The sequence below is a fragment of the Massilia rhizosphaerae genome, assembly GCF_016093545.1.
Taxonomy (GTDB): Bacteria; Pseudomonadota; Gammaproteobacteria; order Burkholderiales; family Burkholderiaceae_D; genus Telluria; species Telluria rhizosphaerae.
In genome coordinates this window covers 1-18,807 of the sequence record NZ_JADKYX010000017.1, presented here as the reverse complement: position 1 = coordinate 18,807, position 18,807 = coordinate 1, and the positions used below count along the sequence as shown (strand labels likewise).

Genomic DNA, 18,807 nt, shown 5'->3' with positions numbered 1-18,807 from the left:
GCGCGTATGATGGTGCCCATGAACGCATTCCGCATCTTCCTTTCGCTGCTCGGCGGGCTGCTCGGCGCGCTGCTGGTGGCGTTGCCGGCCGGCGCGAAGCAGCCGCCCGAGGGCGAATGCATCGTCCCCTCGAAGCCGGGCGGCGCGATGTTCCTGACCTGCCGACTGGCGCAGAAAGCCCTGCAGGGCAAGCCCGGCGCGCCCGCGCTGAAACTGAGCTATATGCCGGGCGGGATCGGCGCGGTGGCGTGGCACACGATCGTGTCGCAGCGCCGCGGCGAACCGGACACCCTCGTCGCGTTTTCCGGCGGCTCCTTGTTGAACCTGGCGCAAGGCAAGTTCGGCAAGGCCAAACCGGACGACGTGCGCTGGGTCGCCGGGCTCGGCATCGACTACGGCGTCGTCGCCGTGCCCGCGAACTCGCCGTATCGTTCGCTGCGCGACCTGATGGACGCGTTGCGGCGCGACCCGGAAAAGCTCCTGATCGGCATGTCGGGCACCATCGGCAGCCAGGACTGGATGAAGATGGCGCTGCTGGCGCGCCAGGCCGGGCTCGATCCGCATCAGCTGCGCTTCGTCGCGCTGGAAGGCGGCGGCGAGGAATTCGTCGCGATGCAGGCCGGCTACGTGCAGGTGGTGTCGAGCGACGTGTCCGAGACGGGTTTGTACACCGCCTCCGGCAAGGCGCGCGTGCTGGCCGTGCTGTCCGACAAGCGCCTGCCCGGCGCCCTCGCGGCCGTGCCGACGGCGCGCGAGCAGGGCTTCGACGTGGTCTGGCCCGTGATCCGCGGCATCTGGATGGGGCCGGACGTGTCCGACGCGGACTACCGGCGCTGGGTCCAGGCGTTCGACCGGGCCGAGTCCGCGCCCGAATTCGCGCGGTTGCGCGCGCAGATCGGGCTGTATCCGCTGACGCTCACGGGCGACGCGCTGACCCGCTACATCCGCCAGGCCGTCGCCGACTACAAGCGGCAGGCGCGCCAGTTCAATCTGGTGCGCGAGCATTAAAGAGTATTCCAGCAGGCGCGAACGGGTAGGGTGGGCACCCCGTGCCCACCATGCGTTCGCGGACCGGCTTGCGTTTGGTGGGCACAGGGGTGCCCACCCTACTGGGATACGTTCTTGGTCTCCTGCGCCGGCGCGTCCGGGAGCGCGGGCGGTTCGGCCGCCGCGTGCTTGTGCCGGACGCGCTGGGCGGCCACCACGCCGACCCCCAGCAACGCCAGGCTGAGCATCGTGCCGAACGACGGCGCGGACAGCCAGCGCAGCGACTGGTTCGGCTGTTCCAGCGGCTTTTCCTGGGGCGGATCCGATTGCGCCGCGGGGCCGGCGGCGGCGGGCTCGCCCGCGAAACACGGGATCATCGCCTGCACGAACGCGGGCACGTCCTGCGTGCCCCGGCTCGACAATACGTGGGCGTCGCGCACGACGTCCCGGTTCAGCCAAGTGGCGCCCGCGTTGACGACGTCGTCCCGCACGCCGGGCCAGGACGTCAGCGTGCGCCGCGCCGCCAGGCCGGCCGACACCAGGATCAGCGGCGCCTGGGACAGCAGGGCGATCGGCTTGCCCGCCGCGTCGAATTGCCGCACGAACGCGCGCGCCAGCGCGGATTGCCGCAGGATGTCGGGGCTGACGTAGCCGCCGGGGATGAACAGGCCGTCGTAGTCGGACGCCAGCGCGTCGTCGATGGCCTTGTCGACGCGGACGAGGTCGCCGGGCTGGTGCATGTGCATGCCCCGTATCCGCCCGCGCCGCAGCGACACGAGCGCCACCTCGGCGCCGCATCCGGCGAGTGCCGCCAGCGGCGTGTCGAGTTCCGCCTGTTCGAACCCGTCGGCGGCCAGCACCGCGATTTTCTTTCCAGCCAGTTTCTTGATTGCATTCATGATCGCGTATCCGCGCCAGGATCATGAGTCACAGAGCGGTGCAACAGGCCTTTAGTTCCATCCGGCGCGGGCCGTCTTTGAAGCACGTCGACGATTGTCCCGGGCGAGGAGGGCGGCGATCGCGGCATTGCACTGCGCCACTTGCGCCGCATCCTCCTGCAGCGAGCGCAGCCGTCGCTGCAGCGGCGCCCAGCCCGGCCAGGCCGCGATCCAGACCGTGCGCCCGTCCGGCGCCGGCGGCGGGGCTTGCGGCGCCGCGCCGAGGCTGGCGCGCACCTTGGCGAACGCGTCCTCGAGCGCCGCCTCGACCTCCGCGCGCGGCATGGCGTCCGCGTAGCGCTGCAGCAGCAGGCGCAGCGCCGCCATGTGCGCCATCAGCAGGTAGTTCTGCACCGTGAAGCGGTTCAGTTCGGCGGGGGCGCGGCGCTTGTCCTCCGGTTCGTCGAGCATGCGGCCCAGCGCCGCGCTGAGATTCGCGAGGCTGTCCATGAAGCCCTTGCGGCGGATCCGGTAATGGAAATCGTCGACCGCGCGCCCCAGCAGCAGGTCGGCGGCGGCGGCCAGGTATTTGCGGTTGGCGTCGGTCACGGCGCGCACCAGTCGCGGCAGGTTCTGGTATTCCCAGCTCGGCAGGACGTAGCTGAAGAAGGTGGCGATCAAGGTGCCGAGCAGCGTATCGAGCAGCCGCGCCTCGATGGCGCCGGCGCTGTGCGGCATCGTCAATCCGATCAGGAGCAGGGCCTGCACGCTGGCCGCGATCGCCGTGTAGCGGTATTTGATGGAAAGGAAGGTCGGGACGGCCGCCGTGGCGACGAACAGGAAGCCGATCAGGAGGGCCGGCGCATGCACGAAATACAGGATCACGGCCGTGAGCAGGCAGCCGATCAGCGTGCCGACCAGGCGGTCGACGCGGCGCTGGCGCGTCATGGAAAAGCTGGGCTTGAGGATCACGGCGATGGTCAGCGCCGTCCAGTAGCCGTGCGACCGGTAGGGCAGCCATTCGACCGACGACAGGCCCACGCTAATCGCCATCGCCACGCGCAGCGCGAAGCGGAAGGTCGGCGACGTCCAGCGCAGGTTGGACAGCAGGATGCCGATGCTGTAGCGCTGCTGGGTGAGGAACGGGGTCTGGTCGGCGGCGGCGGCCGTCGGCAGCGTGCCGTCCGGCGCCGTGCTGGCGGCGTGCAGCCGCGCGATCATCGCGATCATGGCGCGGATCTTGTTGGAGGTGGCGCGCAGCACGGCCTGCGCGCCTTCGTCCTCGCTGGCGGCCGGGGGCAGGGCGTCCAGCGCCCCGTCGAGGGCGCGCAATTCGGCGCGGTAATCGACGTCGGCGTACGACGGCCGGTTGCGCGTCATGGCGTACGCCATCGATTCGATGTCGCGCGCCGCCTTGCCGATCAGCTTGCCCAGCAGCGGCAGGACGGGACCGTCGGCGAAATGCTGGCGCAGCAAGGCGTAGTCGGTGTGCGTCGACAGCACCAGTTCGTACAGGTCGAACATGGCGTAGTGCACCCGCACGAGGATGGCCTCGTCGGCCCTGGGCTTGCCGCGCAGGACCAGGTCGCGCGACGCCTGCTGGCGCTCGGCCAGCAGGCTTTGCCGGCGCACGAGTCTTTCCATCTGCGCGGGCAAGGGGTTCGCCATGTCGTAGCAGCCGGCCTTGATGCCGGTGTACGCGGCCAGTTCGTACAGCGCCTCGGCCAGCACCTGCTGCTTGAGGCGCCGCCGCAGGATCCATACGACGACCATCGCGTACGCCATGTAGCCGGCCCCGCCGGCGAAGAACAGGGCGCCCTGGCGCAGCGCCTGCAGCGGCGTGGCCGCCGCGTCGCTCGACAGCATCATCACGAACAGCGCGACGAACTGCAGCGGCATCGCTTTCCTGCCGTACACCGTCATCATGCTGGCCACGAACGACACGAGGACGATGACGGCGCGCAGCAGCCATTGCGTCGGCGAGCAGAGACCCACGAGCAGCGCCACCGCCGACGACGTCAGCACCCCGGCCAGCATCTCGTTGAACTTGTGGCGCAGGGGACTGGGCAGGTCCATCATGCTGGTGCACAGCGCGCCGATCGCCACCGCCATCGCGGTCGGCAGGTCGGCAAACCCGTAGGCGAGGAACGTCAGGCCGACGACGCCGGTGGCGATGCGCAGGCCGGTGTAGAAATAATGACTGAAGAAGAGTGTGCGGGGCGCGAGGGCGTAATGCATGGGCTCGATTCGCTCGGCCGGAAATGATGAGCCCATTATAGCGCCGCCGCGGGCGACTTCGCAGCGCGCGTGGCGGCGACCTTACCTGCCGGCCGCCAGGAGCGCATAGCACGCATCGTTGGCGCTCGGGCCGCCCCGCATCCGCACCGGCGGGCTGGCGCGCACGGCCATCGGCTGCGTGTCGGTGAGCAGGGTCATCATTGCCGGTACGTCGAGGCCGTCGAGCGCGGCGTGGAAGCGCCGGATCAGTTCGCGGCACAGCCGGTCGTCCGGCGGCGGGTCGCCCGCGTGCGCGCGCAGGCGCCGGCGCGCCCGCGACAGGTGCTGGCGCGCGCAAGCCGGCGTCGCGCCGAGCGCGGCCGCGATGTCGGCGTGGCCGCATTCGAAGACGTCGTGCAGCATCAGGGCCAGCCGCTCCGACGGCGACAGGCAGGCCAGCAGGCGGGCCAGCGCCTCGCCCAGTTCGGCGCGCCGCAGCAAGCAATCTTCCGGCAGCGCGGGCGCTGGCACCGGCACGTGTTCCGCGGCGGCGTGCGCGGCCAGCGCGTCGCGGGCGCGCCGGCGCAGGCGGTCGATCGACTGGTGCCGGACGACCGTCGTCAGCCATGCCGCCGGCGTCAGCAAGGCGTCCCGTTCCGTGCCATGCCATTTGAGAAAACAGTCCTGCACGACGTCCTCGGCGTCCGCCTCGCTGCCGACGATGCGCAGGCTGATCGCTTTCAGGCGCGGACGCAGGCGTTCGAACAGGGCCGACTCGGTATCGGTGGTGCATGGCATCGCGATTCTCCTCGTTGCGGTGGTGGTGCCGCTTGACGTTTGGCGCCGCCCGGGTGTGACACGCCGGCGATTTATTTTTCCCGCCGTCACACGACGGCGGGCGGCAAGCGTCATGCGGGTCCACCAACCGAAAGGACCATCATGACATTCAAGCAACCCCGGGGCCTCGGCCTCGTCCCGACCGTCATCGAACAGACCGGACGCGGCGAGCGCGCCTTCGACATTTATTCCTGCCTGCTCAAGGAGCGAGTGATCTTCCTCGTCGGCGAGGTGACGGAGCAATCCGCCAACCTGATCGTCGCGCAACTGCTGTTCCTCGAGTCGGACAATCCCGACAAGGACATCTCACTGTACATCAACTCGCCCGGCGGCTCCGTGTACGCGGGCATGGCCGTCTACGACACGATGCAGTTCGTCAAGCCCGACGTATCGACCTTGTGCACGGGCTTCGCCGCCAGCATGGGCTCGTTCCTGCTGGCGGCCGGCGCGCCCGGCAAGCGCTACGCGTTGCCGAACGCCCGCATCATGATCCACCAGCCGCACGGCGGCTCGCAGGGCGTGGCGGCCGACATCGACATCCAGGCGCGCGAGATGCTGTACCAGCGGCACCGCCTGAACACGATCCTGGCCGAGCGCACGGGGCAGACGCTGGCCCAGATCGAGAAGGACACCGACCGCGACCGCTACATGTCGGCCGCCCAGGGCGTGGAATACGGCCTGATCGACCGGGTACTGGACGCGCGCGCGGTCGTTTGACGATACTTTTAACATTTCCTTGATGCAAATCAAATTCGTCAAAGATGATGTGCCAATTGGCGCGTTTTTGCGCAGCGAAAGATGGCCGCAGGACTTGGTATGACCATGTTTGCGGCCATGTCAAGCACGGATGCGGGGTGCGCGTGTGGCAGCGCAACAACTGCAATGTTAAATTCGACAAATTTTTTGTAAATATGAACCGATGTAGAAAACTCTTGGTCATAATTGCTGTTGTTAAAGTTTTCTTTCGGGAAAAAAATGTTAAGCAAGTTCACCGTCAAAGCCAGGCTGATCGCCGTCATCGCCTTCCTGGGCTTCGAATTGATCTGCGGCGCCACCATCGGGTTGTTGAGCCTCGCCCATGCCAATGGCGCCATGCATGACATGTATGCGGACCGCCTGGTGACCCTGGGGCAGCTCGACCAGATCGTGCGCAAGCTGAACCTGAACCAGCTCGCGCTGGCCGAGGCGCTGACGAGCGACGCGGGCCGCCTGTCCAAGTTGATCGAGGAGCTCGACAGCAACCATGCGGAGATCACACGGCAGTGGCAGGCCTTCACGGCGACCGGGCTGACCGGCGAGGGACATGACCTGGCCGAGCGCTTCATCCAGGCCAACGACAAATACACGGCCGAAGCGACGCAGCCGGCGGTGGCCGCATTGCGTGCCGGCGACATGGAGCGCGCCAAGTCGCTCGTGCACGGCGCCATGATCGAGTTGTTCGTGCCGGTGCGCGCCAGCATCAACGCCTTGCTCCAGTTGCAGCTCGACGAGGCCGCCAAGGCCGAAAAGAAGTCGCAAGCGACTTATGAGACGGTGCGCCTGGTCTGCCTCAGCGGCATGGCCTTCGGCCTCGTGCTGGCCGCGATCATCGGCGCCACGCTGGTGCGCGGCATCGTCCGTCCGCTCGAGAAGGCGGTACGCGTCGCCGGCGCGGTGGCGGACGGCGACCTCACGCAGGATATTTCGACCGAGGCGCACGACGAGACGGGCCGCCTGATGCGGGCGCTGGAGCACATGAATGCGGGCCTGGCGGACATCGTCGGACGGGTGCGCGCGGGCACCGGCGCCATCCGCACCTCCTCGGCCGAAATCGCCGCCGGCAACCTCGACCTGTCGGCACGTACGGAGCAGCAGGCCGCCGCGCTCGAGCAAACGGCGTCCTCGATGGAGGAGCTGACCTCCACCGTCAAGCAGAACGCGGACAACGCCCGCCAGGCGAACACGCTGGCGCTGTCGGCGGCGGAAGTCGCCGGCAAGGGCGGCGCCGTCGTGTCCGAGGTCGTGTCGACGATGGGCGCGATCAATGCCTCCGCGGCCCGGATCGCGGACATCATCGGCGTCATCGACGGCATCGCGTTCCAGACCAACATCCTGGCGCTGAATGCCGCGGTCGAAGCGGCGCGCGCCGGCGAGCAGGGCCGCGGCTTCGCCGTCGTGGCCAGCGAAGTGCGCACGCTGGCCCAGCGCAGCGCGGCCGCCGCCAAGGAAATCAAGGCGCTCATCGACGACTCGGTAGAGAAAGTGCAGCACGGTTCGCAACTGGTCGACAAGGCGGGCGCGACGATGGGCGACATCGTCCGGAGCGTCAACCAGGTCACCGCCATCATGGGCGAGATCCTCGTGGCGGGTGAGGAACAGGCGACGGGCATCGAGCAGGTCAGCCGCGCCATCGGCCAGATGGACGAGGCGACCCAGCAGAACGCGGCGCTGGTGGAGCAGGCGTCGGCCGCGGCCCAGGCCATGCGCGAGGAAGCGGACCGGCTGGCGGACGCGGTGGGCGTGTTCCGCCTGCGGCTCCAGGACGCCGGCGCGCGGCCGGCGGCGGCCGCGTCGGGCGCGATGCGCATCGGCGGGCCGGTCCACGCCGGTACCTGACGCCGGCCCCGGCCGCGGCCTATCCAACCCGGCATCCACATTCCAGACGTCGCTCCCGCCGACGTCGCATCCTCGTCCGCACGACAAGACCGGTTCCCCGTCCAGGGGCGCCGGGTGCGGAACGACGTCTCGAAGGCGCCATCCACATGGCGCCGCCGTCGTTATGAAAACCGCCAGGTAGATTAACGATTTATTACAAACGCCGTTACACGGCTGCGTGCGCTCAAACCCGTTCGATATGGTTCGGAGATTCTTGCGTCTCGGCTTGATAAAAATCGGCCGACGCGGGAATCGACGCTTGCGCGGAGACAGGCGTCGACACACTTCAGATGTATAACGACCTTAGGAGGCAATACATGAAGTTGATCGATTCAATGTTCCAGAGAGCGGCGCCGTGGGCGGCGGCCGCGGTCGGCGTGGCCGCCATGGCCACACTGCAGCCGGCGGCTGCCTATACGTGGGGCAATGTCGCCATGGGGGGCGGCGGGTTCGTGTCGGCCATCATTCCCAGCAAGACGGAGGCGGGCGTCGTGTATGCCCGCACCGACGTGGGCGGCGCCTACCGGTGGGACAATGCCAACGGCCGCTGGGTGCCGCTGCTGGACTGGGTGGCGGAAGACCAGGTCGGCTATCTCGGCGTCGAGTCCCTGGCCGTCGATCCGAAGAACGCGGCCAATGTGTATATGTATGTCGGGATCAGTTACTTCAACGGGGGCAAGTCGGCGATCCTGCGCTCGTCCGATTACGGCAGGACCTTTGCCACGACGGACGTCAGCAGCCAGTTCAAGGCGAACGGCAACGGGATGGGCCGCCAGAACGGCGAGCGCCTCGTCGTCGACCCCGGTTCGAGCAACGTGCTGTACGTCGGCACCCGCGCCAACGGGCTGTTCAAGAGCACGAACTACGGCGCGAGCTGGGCGAAGATGACGGCGCTGAACGTGACGACGACGGCCAACAGCAATGGCATCAGCCTCGTCCTGGCCGACCCGTCCAGCGTGTCGGGCGGCGTGGCGCAGCGCCTGTTCGTCGGCGTGTCGCGCTACGGCTGGGCGGGTGCCAACTTCTATCGCAGCGACAACGCGGGCGCGTCGTTCACGGCCGTGTCCGGGAGCCCGTCGGGCCTGATGCCGCAGCGCGCGGCGTTCGACGGCGCCGGCAACGTGTACATCACGTATGCCAACGGTGCCGGCCCGCACCCCGACAGTTCGGGATCGGAGCCCATGAACAACGGGCAGATCTGGAAATACACGATCTCGAACGGCGCCTGGACCAACGTGACGCCGTCCGGCATCACCGCGTCGTTCAGCGGCATCAGCGTGGATCCCGCCAACCCGCAGCGGCTCGTCGCGTCGACCATCAACCAGTACATGGCGCAAGGCAACGGCTGGGGCGACCACGTGTTCATCTCGACGAACGGCGGCGCCAGCTGGACCGACATCATGAACCGCGGCTTCGCCAAGGATAACGGCGGCATCACCTGGGGCTCCACCGCGACGATCCACTGGGCCGGCACGGCCGTCTTCGATCCGTTCAACAACAAGGCGGTATGGCTGACCTCGGGCAACGGGGTGTTCCGGACCACCAACATCGATGCCGTGCCGACCACCTGGACGTTCACCACCAAGGGCCTGGAAGAAACGGTGCCGCTGAACGTCTACAGCATTCCCGGCGGCCCGCTGCTGTCCGTCATCGGCGACTACGACGGCTTCCAGCATTACAACATCGATACCTATACCAACCCGCTCTATTCGCCGGCAATGGGCGGCACGACCACCGGCCTGACCGTGGCCGACAGCAACACGAGCCAGGTCGTGCGCGTGGGCAGCAAGATGTACACGTCCCCCAACGGCGGCGTGAACTGGAACCAGGTCGGCATGAACGGCAGCTTCGGCCAGGTCGCGCTGTCGACCAGCGCCACCGCGCTGCTGCACGCCCCGGCCAATTCCACGACCATGTACCGCTCCACCAACATGGGGGGGAGCTGGTCGGCCGTCGGCGGCATCAGCGTCAATAATGCGCGCCCGATCGCGGACCCGGTCAATGCGAACAAGTTCTACGTGTACGATCCGTCCACCGGCAGTTTCATGATCAGCACGGACGCCGGCGCGTCGTTCTGGAAGTTCAACACGATCGCCGCCTGGGGTAGCGACGGCATCCGCGCGGCGCCCGGCCGCGAAGGCGATATCTGGGTGCCGCTGTACGGCGGCGGCTTGACGCGTACCACGAGCTCGGGCTGGCAGTTCAGCAATCTGCCCAATATCACGTATTGCGGCGCGGTCGGCTTCGGCAAGGCGGCGGCGGGTGCGTCGTATCCGACGGTCTTCATCTGGGGCACGATCGGCGGCGTGACCGGCCTCTACCGTTCCACGGACACGGGCCAGACCTGGACCCGCATCAACGACAATGCGCACCAGTACGGCGGTCCGGGCAATGGGCGGTTCGTCGTCGGCGACATGAACACGTTCGGCGTGGTCTACATGAGCACGGCGGGACGCGGCATCGTCGTCGGCAAGCCGTGATGAACCGCTAGCGGCAGCGCGGCCACCGCGGGCAGCCCCGCGGTGGCCGTTGCGTGCCGGTGCGGTGGGTACCGAACGGCTTTAGACGCCGACCATCGACACGGCCTTCGTGTTCAGGTAGGCCTCCAGCGCTTCCGGACCGCCTTCCGAACCATAGCCCGAATCCTTGATGCCGCCGAACGGCAGCTCGGCGCTCGGCGTGGCCGGCTGGTTAATCCACAGCATGCCCACTTCCACGCGGTTCATCAGCAGGTGCGCGTTCTTGATCGAGCGCGTGAACGCGTAGCCGGCCAGGCCGTACGGCAGGCGGTTCGCTTCCGCGATCGCGTCTTCCAGGCTGTCGAAGCCGCGGATGGCGGCGATGGGGCCGAACGGCTCGTCGTTGAAGACGCTCGCTTCCAGCGGCACGTCGGACAGAATGGTCGGCGCGAAGAAGTTGCCGGCGTCGCCCACGCGCTTGCCGCCCGTCGCGACGACGGCGCCCTTGGCCGCGGCATCCTCGACGACCTTCGTCATCGCGGCCACGCGGCGCGCGTTGGCCAGGGGGCCCAGCGTGGTGCCGTCGACCAGGCCGTCGCCCAGCTTCAGCCCTTCGGCGTGGGCCACGAAGGCGCGCGTGAATTCGTCCTTGACCGCGTTGTGGACGAGGAAGCGGGTCGGCGAGATGCACACCTGGCCCGCGTTGCGGAACTTGGCGGCGCCGGCGGCGCGGACGGCCAGCGCGACGTCGGCATCCTCCGCGACGATCACGGGCGCGTGGCCGCCCAGTTCCATCGTCACGCGCTTCATGTGCGCGCCGGCCAGCGCGGCCAGCTGCTTGCCGACCGGCGTGGAACCGGTGAACGTCACCTTGCGGATGACCGGGTGCGGGATCAGATAGCCCGAGATTTCGGCCGGATCGCCGAACACGAGGCCGACGACACCCGCCGGCACGCCCGCGTCGACGAAGCACTGGAACAGCGCGGCGGGCGAGGCCGGGGTCTCTTCCGGCGCCTTGCACAGGAACGAGCAGCCGGTGGCCAGTGCGGCGGCCAGCTTGCGCACGACCTGGTTGATCGGGAAGTTCCACGGTGTGAACGCGGCGACGGGGCCGACCGGTTCCTTCAGCACGAGCTGCTGCGCCTGCGGGTTACGGGCCGGCACGATGCGGCCGTACACGCGCATGCCTTCGGCGGCGAACCAGTCGATGATCTCGGCGCCGGCCATGGCCTCCATCTTCGCCTCCGCGAGGGGCTTGCCCTGTTCCTGGGTGAGGAGGCGGGCGATGTCGCCGGCGCGCTCGCGCAGCAGGTTCGCGGCGCGGCGCATCGTGGCGGCGCGCTCGGCCGCGGGCACGACACGCCAGGCGTCGAAACCCTTGCGGGCGGCGGCGAGCGCGCGGTCCAGGTCGGCGATGGCCGCATGGGCCACCGTGCCGATCGCCTGGCCGGTGGCCGGATTCACGACCGGGATCGTCTTGCCGCCGGTGGCGTCGACCCATTCGTTGGCGATGAGGAGGCGGGTGTCGGGATAGCTGGAAGTCGTCATGAAGCGTCGTTTCCTGTAGTCAGTAGTGGTTGCATATTCGGTCCGCCGAGAGCGGAAGCCGCTATGATCGCACCGCCGCCGATTGTTTGCTTAACACGGGCCAGGCCGGCGCGTCAGGGCGTCCACACGAGGCGCACGGCGAGCGTGCGTTCGTATTCGCTGCGCGTCGCCGGCGCGCCGAATTCCGCGTGGCGCGGATCGAACAGGTTCCGCCCGATGACGGACAGCGCGAGGCCGGGATTCACGCGCCAGCCCCAGCGCGCGTCGACCGCCGTGTACGCGGGCACGGCGGGCCGGGGCAGCGCGCCCACGTGGCGCAGCATGACGTCGAGTTCCTGCCCGCCGCCCAGGTCGTGCGACGAGCGCACGGACCAGTAATGGGTCGGGTCGCTCGTGAACAGGCCCGTCGTCCCCGTCAGGTCGCGGCTGTCCGGCTCCAGCGACGTACCGATGCGCTGCACGACGCCGCCGCCCTGCAGGCGCCACGTGTCCACCACCTGCCACGTGGCCCAGGCCTCGATGCCGCGCGTCAGGCCGTCCGCGCGGTTCTCGAACACGGAGCCCGTGCCGCGCGGGTTCGGCTCCAGCGTGCGCAGCTTGTCGTAGCGGCTGAAGAACAGCGTCGTCGAATACGACAGCGAGGCCAGCGGCCGGGCGCGGTAGCCCAGCTCGAACACGTTGGCGGTCTCGGAGACGAAGTCGGGGCCGCCCGCCACGCGGTATTGCGGCACGCCGCCCACGACGGCCGGTTGCGTGGGGCTGTAGAAGTCGCGGTCGATGCGCGACGGCGCCCGCACGGCGCGCGACAGCGAACTCCACACGAGCGCCGCCGGGCGCGGGTTCCACGCGAGACGCAGGGTCGGCAGCGTCTCGACGCCCGTGTAATTGTTGTCCTCGAATTTGAGGCCGGCCGTCAGGCGCAGGTCGTCGCGCAGGGCGATCTCGTCCTGCGCGAACAGATTGGCCCAGTGCAGGTCGAGGGTCGCGGGCAGGAAGCCGAACGCGGCGCCGTTTTCCACGCGGTCGTGGCCGAGCCGGTAGCCGCCGCCCCAGACGACGTGGTGGCGGCCGGGCAGGCGCACGGCGTGCTGGAGCTGCAGGTCGAACGTGTCGAGCCGTTCGTGGAAGGCGCGCGGCTGGTCGCGTTCCGTGTGGTCCCAGTACAGCTGGACGGTAGCCGACGAGCCGTCCGCGAACGTGCGGTTCATCCGCCCGAGCAGGTTGGCGCCGCCGACCCGGATGTCGTTCGTGCCCGCCTGGCGCAGCCGGGCGTCGTAGACGTCGCCCTGGACGGTGAGCCCGCGCGCGCTATCGCCCCAGTCGGTGCGGAATCCCGCCTGGTCGCGGTGCCAGCCAGTCGCCACGGTGCCGCCGGCGGCGTTGTGCGTATCGTCGTTCTCGGCATGCTTGGCGTAGACGCGGTAATGGCCGTCGCCCTGCAAGCCGCCGCCGTAGCGCACGGCGCCGTCGCGCGCATCCTTGCCGGCCGTCGCGCTGGCCAGCATGCCCTGGGTCGCGGCGGCGGACTTCGTGATGATGTTGATGACGCCGTTGACGGCGTTCGCGCCCCACAGCGTGGCGCCGGGGCCGCTGATGACTTCGATGCGCTCGACGTCCTCCAGCACCACGTCCTGCACGTCCCAGAACACGCCGGAAAACAGCGGCGAATAGACCGTGCGGCCGTCGACGAGGACGAGCAGCTTGTTCTCGAACGGGCTGGAAAAGCCGCGAGCCGTGACCGCGTAGTTGCGGGCATCCACCCGTGCGACCTGCAGGTTGGGCGCCAGCCGCAGCGCTTCCGGCAGCGACGTCGCGCCGGCGCGGCGGATGTCGCTGCCCGTGATGACGAAGATGGACGCGGCCGCGTCGGACAGCGGCTCCGCCCGCCTGGACACGGACGTCACCGGGATGTTCGCCAGTTCTTCCAGGCTCAGTTCCGCCATGTCCTTCGATTCGAGCGGCACGTCGGCGGCGGCCGGCGCGGCCAGCAGGGCGGCGGCGCATCCGGCCAGGACGCCGCGCGCTGCGGCTGGGGGTAATGTGAAATTGAACATGGTCTGGCGACACCTTTACACGGGTTTGCGAAATTGTATGGCAGAAATCAAAATATTGATATTTGACATGTCGCCTCGCGTGTGAACATAGTGCCCCACCACATTTTGTGCCAGCAATAGTTAATTTTGTAATTGCTGCGGCACGGTGCGGTTCGGACAATTCATCCAAATTATTCAGAGGAGACATTGCAATGAAGATCGCTTCATCGGCGCTGGCGGCCTGCGCCGGCCTGCTGCTGGCCGCGGCGTGCGCCGTGCCGGGCGCCGCCGCGGCGGCGGAGCCCGCAGTCCAGACCCAGGCCCAGGCGCCGGACGCCGCCGCGGCCGCGCGCATCGGCTGGTGGCGCCAGGCCCGTTTCGGCATGTTCATCCACTGGGGCCTGTACGCCATTCCCGGCCGCGGCGAGTGGGTGCAATTTAGCGAACAGATCCCGACCGGTGAATACGCCAAACTGGCCGACCGGTTCAAACCGGCCCATTTCGATCCGGACGGCTGGGCGCAGCTGGCGAAATCCGCCGGCATGAAATACATGGTGTTCACGTCGCGCCACCACGACGGCTTCGCGATGTTCGACGACGGCGCCAATCCCTTCTCGAGCACGAAGACGGCGGCGCACCGCGATTTCGTCGCCGGCTACGTCAAGGCCGCGCGCAAGGCCGGCATGCACGTGGGGCTGTACTACTCGCCGCTGGACTGGCGCTATCCCGGCTTCTTTTTCCCGGACCTGCAGCGGGCCAGCGCCGAAGCGATGCGCGCCCAGTATCACCGCCAGATGCGCGAATTGCTGTCCAACTACGGCAAGATCGACGTGCTGTGGTTCGACGGCGGCGAGACGGACTGGCTGAATTTCGGCGGCGACTGGACCGCCGCGCAATGGCAGAAGCGCCCGGCGGGCAAGCATTATGCCGGCGGCTTCGACTGGCAGCACGACAAGGTGTACGCGATGCTGCGGCGCCTGCAGCCGAACGTCGTCATCAACGGCCGCGCCGACATGAAGGAAGATTTCCACGCGCGCGAAGGCGACGGCGCGCTGGGCGACTACGACGACCAGCATCCGTGGGAACTGTGCACGACCATCGCCGGCGCCTGGGGCTACCAGCCGAACATGGCGCCGAAGCCGCTCAAGCACTACATCCAGCTGCTGGCCAACGTGGCGGGGCGCGACGGCAACCTGTTGCTGAACGTGGGACCGGACCCCGACGGCCGCATCGATCCCGAGCAGGCGCAACGCCTGCGCGAGATCGGCGCGTGGCTGGGCAAGCACGGCGACAGCATCTACGGCACGCGCGGCGGTCCGTTCCTGCCGGGAACCTGGGGCGCGTCCACGCGCAGCGGCAACACGATCTACGTCCACGTGCTGGCCTGGCCGGGCGAGACCCTGACCCTGCCCGCGATTCCGGCCAGGATCGTGAGTGCGTCCGTGCTGGGCGGCGGCGCCGCGCGCGTCGAGCAATCGGCGCAGCGCATCGAGATCAGCGTGCCGCCGGCCGCGCGCGACGACATGGACACGGTGGTCGCCCTGCAGCTGGATTCGCCCGCCGCCGCGCTCGCGCCGGTGCGCTGAACGGTGCATGCCTGTCGGCGAAAATCATTGTCCGCTCCAGCGAATTTCGTCATTGCGCCCGCGGGGTGCGCGTCGTCACAATGACGGTCTTCGCACGATGACGACCGACCTGGAGCAGACATGCCTTCGCCGACGGCGACCCTGACACATTTCGCGGCCCGCGCCGTCATGGCGCTGGCCGTGGCCGCGGGCGTGGTCCATGCGGTGGCCGCCGCCGAGCCCCCCGCCGCGCGGCAGCGGCAGAATTTCAATGCCGGCTGGCGCTTCCACCTGGGCGACGTCGCCGGCGCCGACAATCCCGACTTCGACGACGCCGATTGGCAGGCCGTGGGGCTGCCGCACAGTTTTTCCATGCCGTATTTCCAGGCGCCCGTGGTGTACGTGGGGTATGGCTGGTATCGCAAGGACCTCGTGCTGCCGGCCGTTCCCGCCGGGCGCCGCTGGACGCTGGAATTCGAAGGCGCGTTCCAGACGACCGAGGTGTACGTCAACGGCCGCAAGCTGGCGCGCCACCGGGGCGGCTACACCGGGTTCCCCGTCGACCTGACGCCCGCGCTGCACGCGGGGCGCAACCTCGTCGCCGTCCGCGTCGACAACATGTGGGATCCGACGCTCGCGCCGCGTGCCGGCGAGCATATCTTCAGCGGCGGCATCTACCGCGACGTCTGGCTCGTGGCGACGGACGACGTGCACGTGCCCTGGACCGGCACGGCCGTCACGACACCGGGCCTGAAGGGGCGCAGCGGCGCCGTGCGCGTGGCGACGGAAGTGCGCAACGATGGCCGCCACGCGGTGAAGGTCACCGTCAAGACGCGCATCGCGGACGGCCGCGGCGCCACCGTCGCCGTGCTGCCCGACGCGGCCGTGCAGGTGCCGCCGGGGCGCACGCTCAACGTCGCCCAGCAATCCGCGCGCCTGGCCGGCCTGGACCTGTGGAGCCCCGAGACGCCCACCCTGTATCGGGCCGTCACGACGTTGGACGTGGCGGGGCGCCGGCGCGACCGCTTCGAGACGGAATTCGGTTTCCGCACCATCAAGTGGACGGCCGACAAAGGCTTTTTCCTGAACGGCCGGCACCGCTATTTTCGGGGCGCCAACGTCCACCAGGACCAGGCCGGCTGGGGCGACGCGGTGACGGATGCCGCCATCGACCGCGACGTGCAGCTGATGAAGGACGCGGGCTTCGATTTCATCCGCGGCTCGCACTATCCGCACGATCCCCACTTCGCCGAAGCCACCGACCGGATCGGCATGATGTTCCTGCCGGAGGCGCCGTTCTGGGGCACGGCCGGCATGAAGAGTCCGTGGAGCCGGTCCGCGTATCCGCCCGAGGCCCAGTACCGGACGGCGTTCGAGGAGAGCGTCAAGCAGCAACTGGCGGAACTCATCCGCATCAACCGCAACCATCCGTCGGTCGTCGCCTGGGGCATGGACAACGAGGTGTTCTTCTCGGACCGCGACACCATGCCGCGGGTGCGCCGGCTGCTGGCCGACGAGGTGGCGCTGTCGCACCGCCTCGATCCGACCCGGCCCGCGTCCGTCGACGGCGCGCAGCGGGGCGAGATCGACCACATCGGCGACGTCGCCGGCTACAACGGCGACGGCGCCGTGCTGTTCCCGAACCCCGGCATCGCCAACTTCGTCGCCGAATACGGCTCGACCATCTCCGACCGGCCGGGCGCGTACGACCCGGGCTGGGGCGACATCGAACGCACGCCGGGCGCGCGCGCGGGCGAGCCGGCGACGTGGCGCCAGCCGTGGCGCTCGGGGGAAGTCATCTGGGCCGGCTTCGACCACGGCTCGATCGCGGGCCGGTTCGGCTCGATGGGCCTCGTCGATTACGCGCGGCTGCCGAAGCGCAGCTGGTACTGGTATCGCAACGCCTACCGCGGCATCGCGCCGCCGACGTGGCCGCAGGCGGGGAAGGCGGCCGCGCTGCGCGTGACGTCCAGCAGCCCCGTCATCCGTCACGCCGACGGCACCGACGACGTGCAACTGGTCGTGACCGTCGTCGACACGGCGGGCAAGGCGCTGTCCGACAGCCCGCCCGTGCGCCTGGCGCTGGAAGCGGGGCCGGGCGAACTGCCGACGGGACGCAGCATCGCGTTCGCGCCGGACGGCGACATCCCGATCCACGACGGCCAGGCGGCCATCGCGATGCGCAGCTGGCAGCGCGGCACGACGCGGATCCGCGCGACGTCGCCGGGCCTCGCGGACGGCGTGCTGACGGTGGACACCGTGGATGGCCCGCCGTTCGTCGCCGGCGTGACGCCGCTGGCGCCGGACCGGCCGTACGTGGCGCAGAAGATGGAAGTGGGACCGGAGCAGGCGTTCGGCCTGAAGAACCCGACGCAGGCCAGTTCCAGCGCGCCGGGGCACGCCTCGTCGCTCGCCAACGACGGCGACGCCGGGTCGTGGTGGGCGCCGGCGCCGGAGGACCGCGCGCCGTGGCTCGTCGTCGACCCGGAGCGCATCGTGAACTACCGCCGCCTGGCCGTGCGCTTCGCGCCGGGCGCGCGCTGCGCCGTGAGCGCGGAAACGCAGGACCCCGGCGGGGTGTGGCGGCCGTTGGCCGAGGCACCGGCAACGGCCGGCACGCTCGACGTCGCGGCGCGCGCCGTCACCGGACGGCAGCTGCGCCTGCGGCTTAGCGCTCCCGCGGGCGGATCGTGCGGCATCGCCGAGGTCGGGATCACGGGGACCCCGGCGACTTACTTCTGAGCCTTGATCAGCTTGTCCAGCATCGCGTGCTCTTCTTCCGTCAGGTCGGTGAGCGGCGCGCGCACCGGACCGGCGTCGCGGCCCACGAGGCGGGCGCCGGCCTTGATGATCGATACGGCGTAGCCGGCCTTGCGGTTGCGGATCGCCAGGTAGGGCAGGAAGAATTCGTCCAGCAGGCGGTTCGTCGTCGCATGGTCGTCCTTGGCGACGGCGCGGTAGAAGTCCATCGCCAACTTCGGCACGAAGTTGAACACGGCCGACGAGTACACCGGCACGCCCAGCGCCTTGTACGCGGCCGCATACACTTCCGCCGTCGGCAGGCCGCCCAGGTAGCTGAAGCGGTCGCCCATGCGGCGCCAGATCGAGACCATCAGTTCGATGTCGCCGATGCCGTCCTTGAAGCCGATCAGGTTGGGGCAGCGGTCCGCCAGCTTTGCCAGCGAGTCGGGCGTGAGCCGGCACTGGGCGCGGTTGTACACGACGACGCCGATCTGCACCGATTTGCAGACCTGTTCCACGTGGGCGACGAGGCCGTCCTGGCTCGCTTCGGTCAGGTAGTGCGGCAGCAGCAGGATGCCCTTGGCGCCGAGGCGTTCGGCTTCCTGGGCGAACGCGATGGCGCTCCTGGTCGGGCCGCCGGCGCCGGCCAGGATGGGCACCTTGCCGGCGCAGGTGTCGACGGCGGTCTTGATCACTTGCGAGTATTCGTCGTGCGTCAGCGAGAAGAATTCGCCCGTGCCGCCGGCCGCGAACAGGGCGGTGGCGCCGTACGGGGCGAGCCATTCCAGGCGCTCGGCGTAGGTGCTGGGGCGGAAATTGCCTTCGGCATCGAAGTCGGTGATGGGGAAGGACAGCAGGCCGGACGACATGACCTGTTTGAGTTCTTGCGGATTCATGGGGGCTCCAG

At 69.0% G+C, this 18,807-nt stretch carries 12 protein-coding genes; 6 read left to right on the top strand and 6 right to left on the bottom strand.

The features are described 5' to 3' along the window. Positions 1-9: 9 nt before the first annotated feature. Positions 10-1,008, top strand: a complete 999-nt coding sequence (locus ISF28_RS21820; RefSeq protein WP_370663485.1) for a tripartite tricarboxylate transporter substrate binding protein — start codon at positions 10-12, stop codon at positions 1,006-1,008. A gap of 98 nt (positions 1,009-1,106) precedes the next feature. Here ISF28_RS21820 and ISF28_RS21815 read toward each other — a convergent pair whose 3' ends face one another. From ISF28_RS21815 to ISF28_RS21805, 3 genes are all read right to left on the bottom strand, one after another. Further along, positions 1,107-1,886: a type 1 glutamine amidotransferase domain-containing protein gene (locus ISF28_RS21815; RefSeq protein ID WP_198119289.1), complete on the bottom strand. Its 780-nt coding sequence runs from the start codon at positions 1,884-1,886 to the stop codon at positions 1,107-1,109. 51 nt (positions 1,887-1,937) lie between these two features. Further along, positions 1,938-4,103: an FUSC family protein gene (locus ISF28_RS21810; protein ID WP_198119288.1), complete on the bottom strand. Its 2,166-nt coding sequence runs from the start codon at positions 4,101-4,103 to the stop codon at positions 1,938-1,940. 81 nt (positions 4,104-4,184) lie between these two features. Continuing rightward, positions 4,185-4,880 carry a sigma-70 family RNA polymerase sigma factor gene (locus tag ISF28_RS21805; RefSeq protein WP_198119287.1) on the bottom strand — a complete coding sequence of 232 codons (696 nt, stop codon included), beginning with the start codon at positions 4,878-4,880 and terminating at the stop codon, positions 4,185-4,187. Positions 4,881-5,021: 141 nt separating this feature from the next. On the opposite strand from ISF28_RS21805, the gene clpP reads away from it, so the two are divergent. The 3 genes from clpP to ISF28_RS21790 all read left to right on the top strand — a co-directional run bounded on the left by clpP (position 5,022) and on the right by ISF28_RS21790 (position 10,033). Next, on the top strand, positions 5,022-5,636 hold the full coding sequence (gene clpP / locus ISF28_RS21800) for an ATP-dependent Clp endopeptidase proteolytic subunit ClpP (RefSeq protein WP_198119286.1): 615 nt from the start codon (positions 5,022-5,024) through the stop codon (positions 5,634-5,636). Between the two features lie 258 nt (positions 5,637-5,894). Then, positions 5,895-7,514, top strand: coding sequence for a methyl-accepting chemotaxis protein (locus ISF28_RS30930; protein WP_198119285.1), 1,620 nt, complete (start codon positions 5,895-5,897; stop codon positions 7,512-7,514). A 356-nt stretch (positions 7,515-7,870) separates the two neighbouring features. Further along, on the top strand, positions 7,871-10,033 hold the full coding sequence (locus ISF28_RS21790; RefSeq protein WP_198119284.1) for an exo-alpha-sialidase: 2,163 nt from the start codon (positions 7,871-7,873) through the stop codon (positions 10,031-10,033). A gap of 81 nt (positions 10,034-10,114) precedes the next feature. On the opposite strand, the gene ISF28_RS21785 is transcribed toward ISF28_RS21790, so the two are convergent. Then, positions 10,115-11,560, bottom strand: coding sequence for an NAD-dependent succinate-semialdehyde dehydrogenase (locus tag ISF28_RS21785; RefSeq protein WP_198119283.1), 1,446 nt, complete (start codon positions 11,558-11,560; stop codon positions 10,115-10,117). A 113-nt stretch (positions 11,561-11,673) separates the two neighbouring features. Continuing rightward, positions 11,674-13,614: a TOL_0244 family TonB-dependent receptor gene (locus tag ISF28_RS21780; RefSeq protein WP_229519275.1), complete on the bottom strand. Its 1,941-nt coding sequence runs from the start codon at positions 13,612-13,614 to the stop codon at positions 11,674-11,676. Positions 13,615-13,805: 191 nt separating this feature from the next. Between ISF28_RS21780 and ISF28_RS21775 the strand changes: the two genes are divergently transcribed. Further along, positions 13,806-15,179, top strand: coding sequence for an alpha-L-fucosidase (locus ISF28_RS21775; RefSeq protein ID WP_198119282.1), 1,374 nt, complete (start codon positions 13,806-13,808; stop codon positions 15,177-15,179). Between the two features lie 120 nt (positions 15,180-15,299). Then, the gene (locus ISF28_RS21770) at positions 15,300-17,900 is read left to right on the top strand and encodes a glycoside hydrolase family 2 protein (RefSeq protein WP_198119281.1); all 2,601 of its coding nucleotides are present in this window, start codon (positions 15,300-15,302) and stop codon (positions 17,898-17,900) included. Here the strand turns inward: ISF28_RS21770 and kdgD are convergent. Then, positions 17,891-18,796 carry a 5-dehydro-4-deoxyglucarate dehydratase gene (gene kdgD / locus ISF28_RS21765; RefSeq protein ID WP_198119280.1) on the bottom strand — a complete coding sequence of 302 codons (906 nt, stop codon included), beginning with the start codon at positions 18,794-18,796 and terminating at the stop codon, positions 17,891-17,893. The genes ISF28_RS21770 and kdgD overlap by 10 nt on opposite strands. Between the last annotated feature and the right edge of the window lie 11 nt (positions 18,797-18,807).

Excerpts from the sequence above, each read along its gene's own strand:
- ISF28_RS21820 (WP_370663485.1), top strand. The coding sequence starts at position 10 with ATGGTGCCCATGAACGCATTCCGCATCTTCCTTTCGCTGCTCGGCGGG.
- ISF28_RS21815 (WP_198119289.1), bottom strand. The coding sequence starts at position 1,886 with ATGAATGCAATCAAGAAACTGGCTGGAAAGAAAATCGCGGTGCTGGCC.
- ISF28_RS21810 (WP_198119288.1), bottom strand. The coding sequence starts at position 4,103 with ATGCATTACGCCCTCGCGCCCCGCACACTCTTCTTCAGTCATTATTTC.
- ISF28_RS21805 (WP_198119287.1), bottom strand. The coding sequence starts at position 4,880 with ATGCCATGCACCACCGATACCGAGTCGGCCCTGTTCGAACGCCTGCGT.
- clpP (WP_198119286.1), top strand. The coding sequence starts at position 5,022 with ATGACATTCAAGCAACCCCGGGGCCTCGGCCTCGTCCCGACCGTCATC.
- ISF28_RS30930 (WP_198119285.1), top strand. The coding sequence starts at position 5,895 with ATGTTAAGCAAGTTCACCGTCAAAGCCAGGCTGATCGCCGTCATCGCC.
- ISF28_RS21790 (WP_198119284.1), top strand. The coding sequence starts at position 7,871 with ATGAAGTTGATCGATTCAATGTTCCAGAGAGCGGCGCCGTGGGCGGCG.
- ISF28_RS21785 (WP_198119283.1), bottom strand. The coding sequence starts at position 11,560 with ATGACGACTTCCAGCTATCCCGACACCCGCCTCCTCATCGCCAACGAA.
- ISF28_RS21780 (WP_229519275.1), bottom strand. The coding sequence starts at position 13,614 with ATGTTCAATTTCACATTACCCCCAGCCGCAGCGCGCGGCGTCCTGGCC.
- ISF28_RS21775 (WP_198119282.1), top strand. The coding sequence starts at position 13,806 with ATGAAGATCGCTTCATCGGCGCTGGCGGCCTGCGCCGGCCTGCTGCTG.
- ISF28_RS21770 (WP_198119281.1), top strand. The coding sequence starts at position 15,300 with ATGCCTTCGCCGACGGCGACCCTGACACATTTCGCGGCCCGCGCCGTC.
- kdgD (WP_198119280.1), bottom strand. The coding sequence starts at position 18,796 with ATGAATCCGCAAGAACTCAAACAGGTCATGTCGTCCGGCCTGCTGTCC.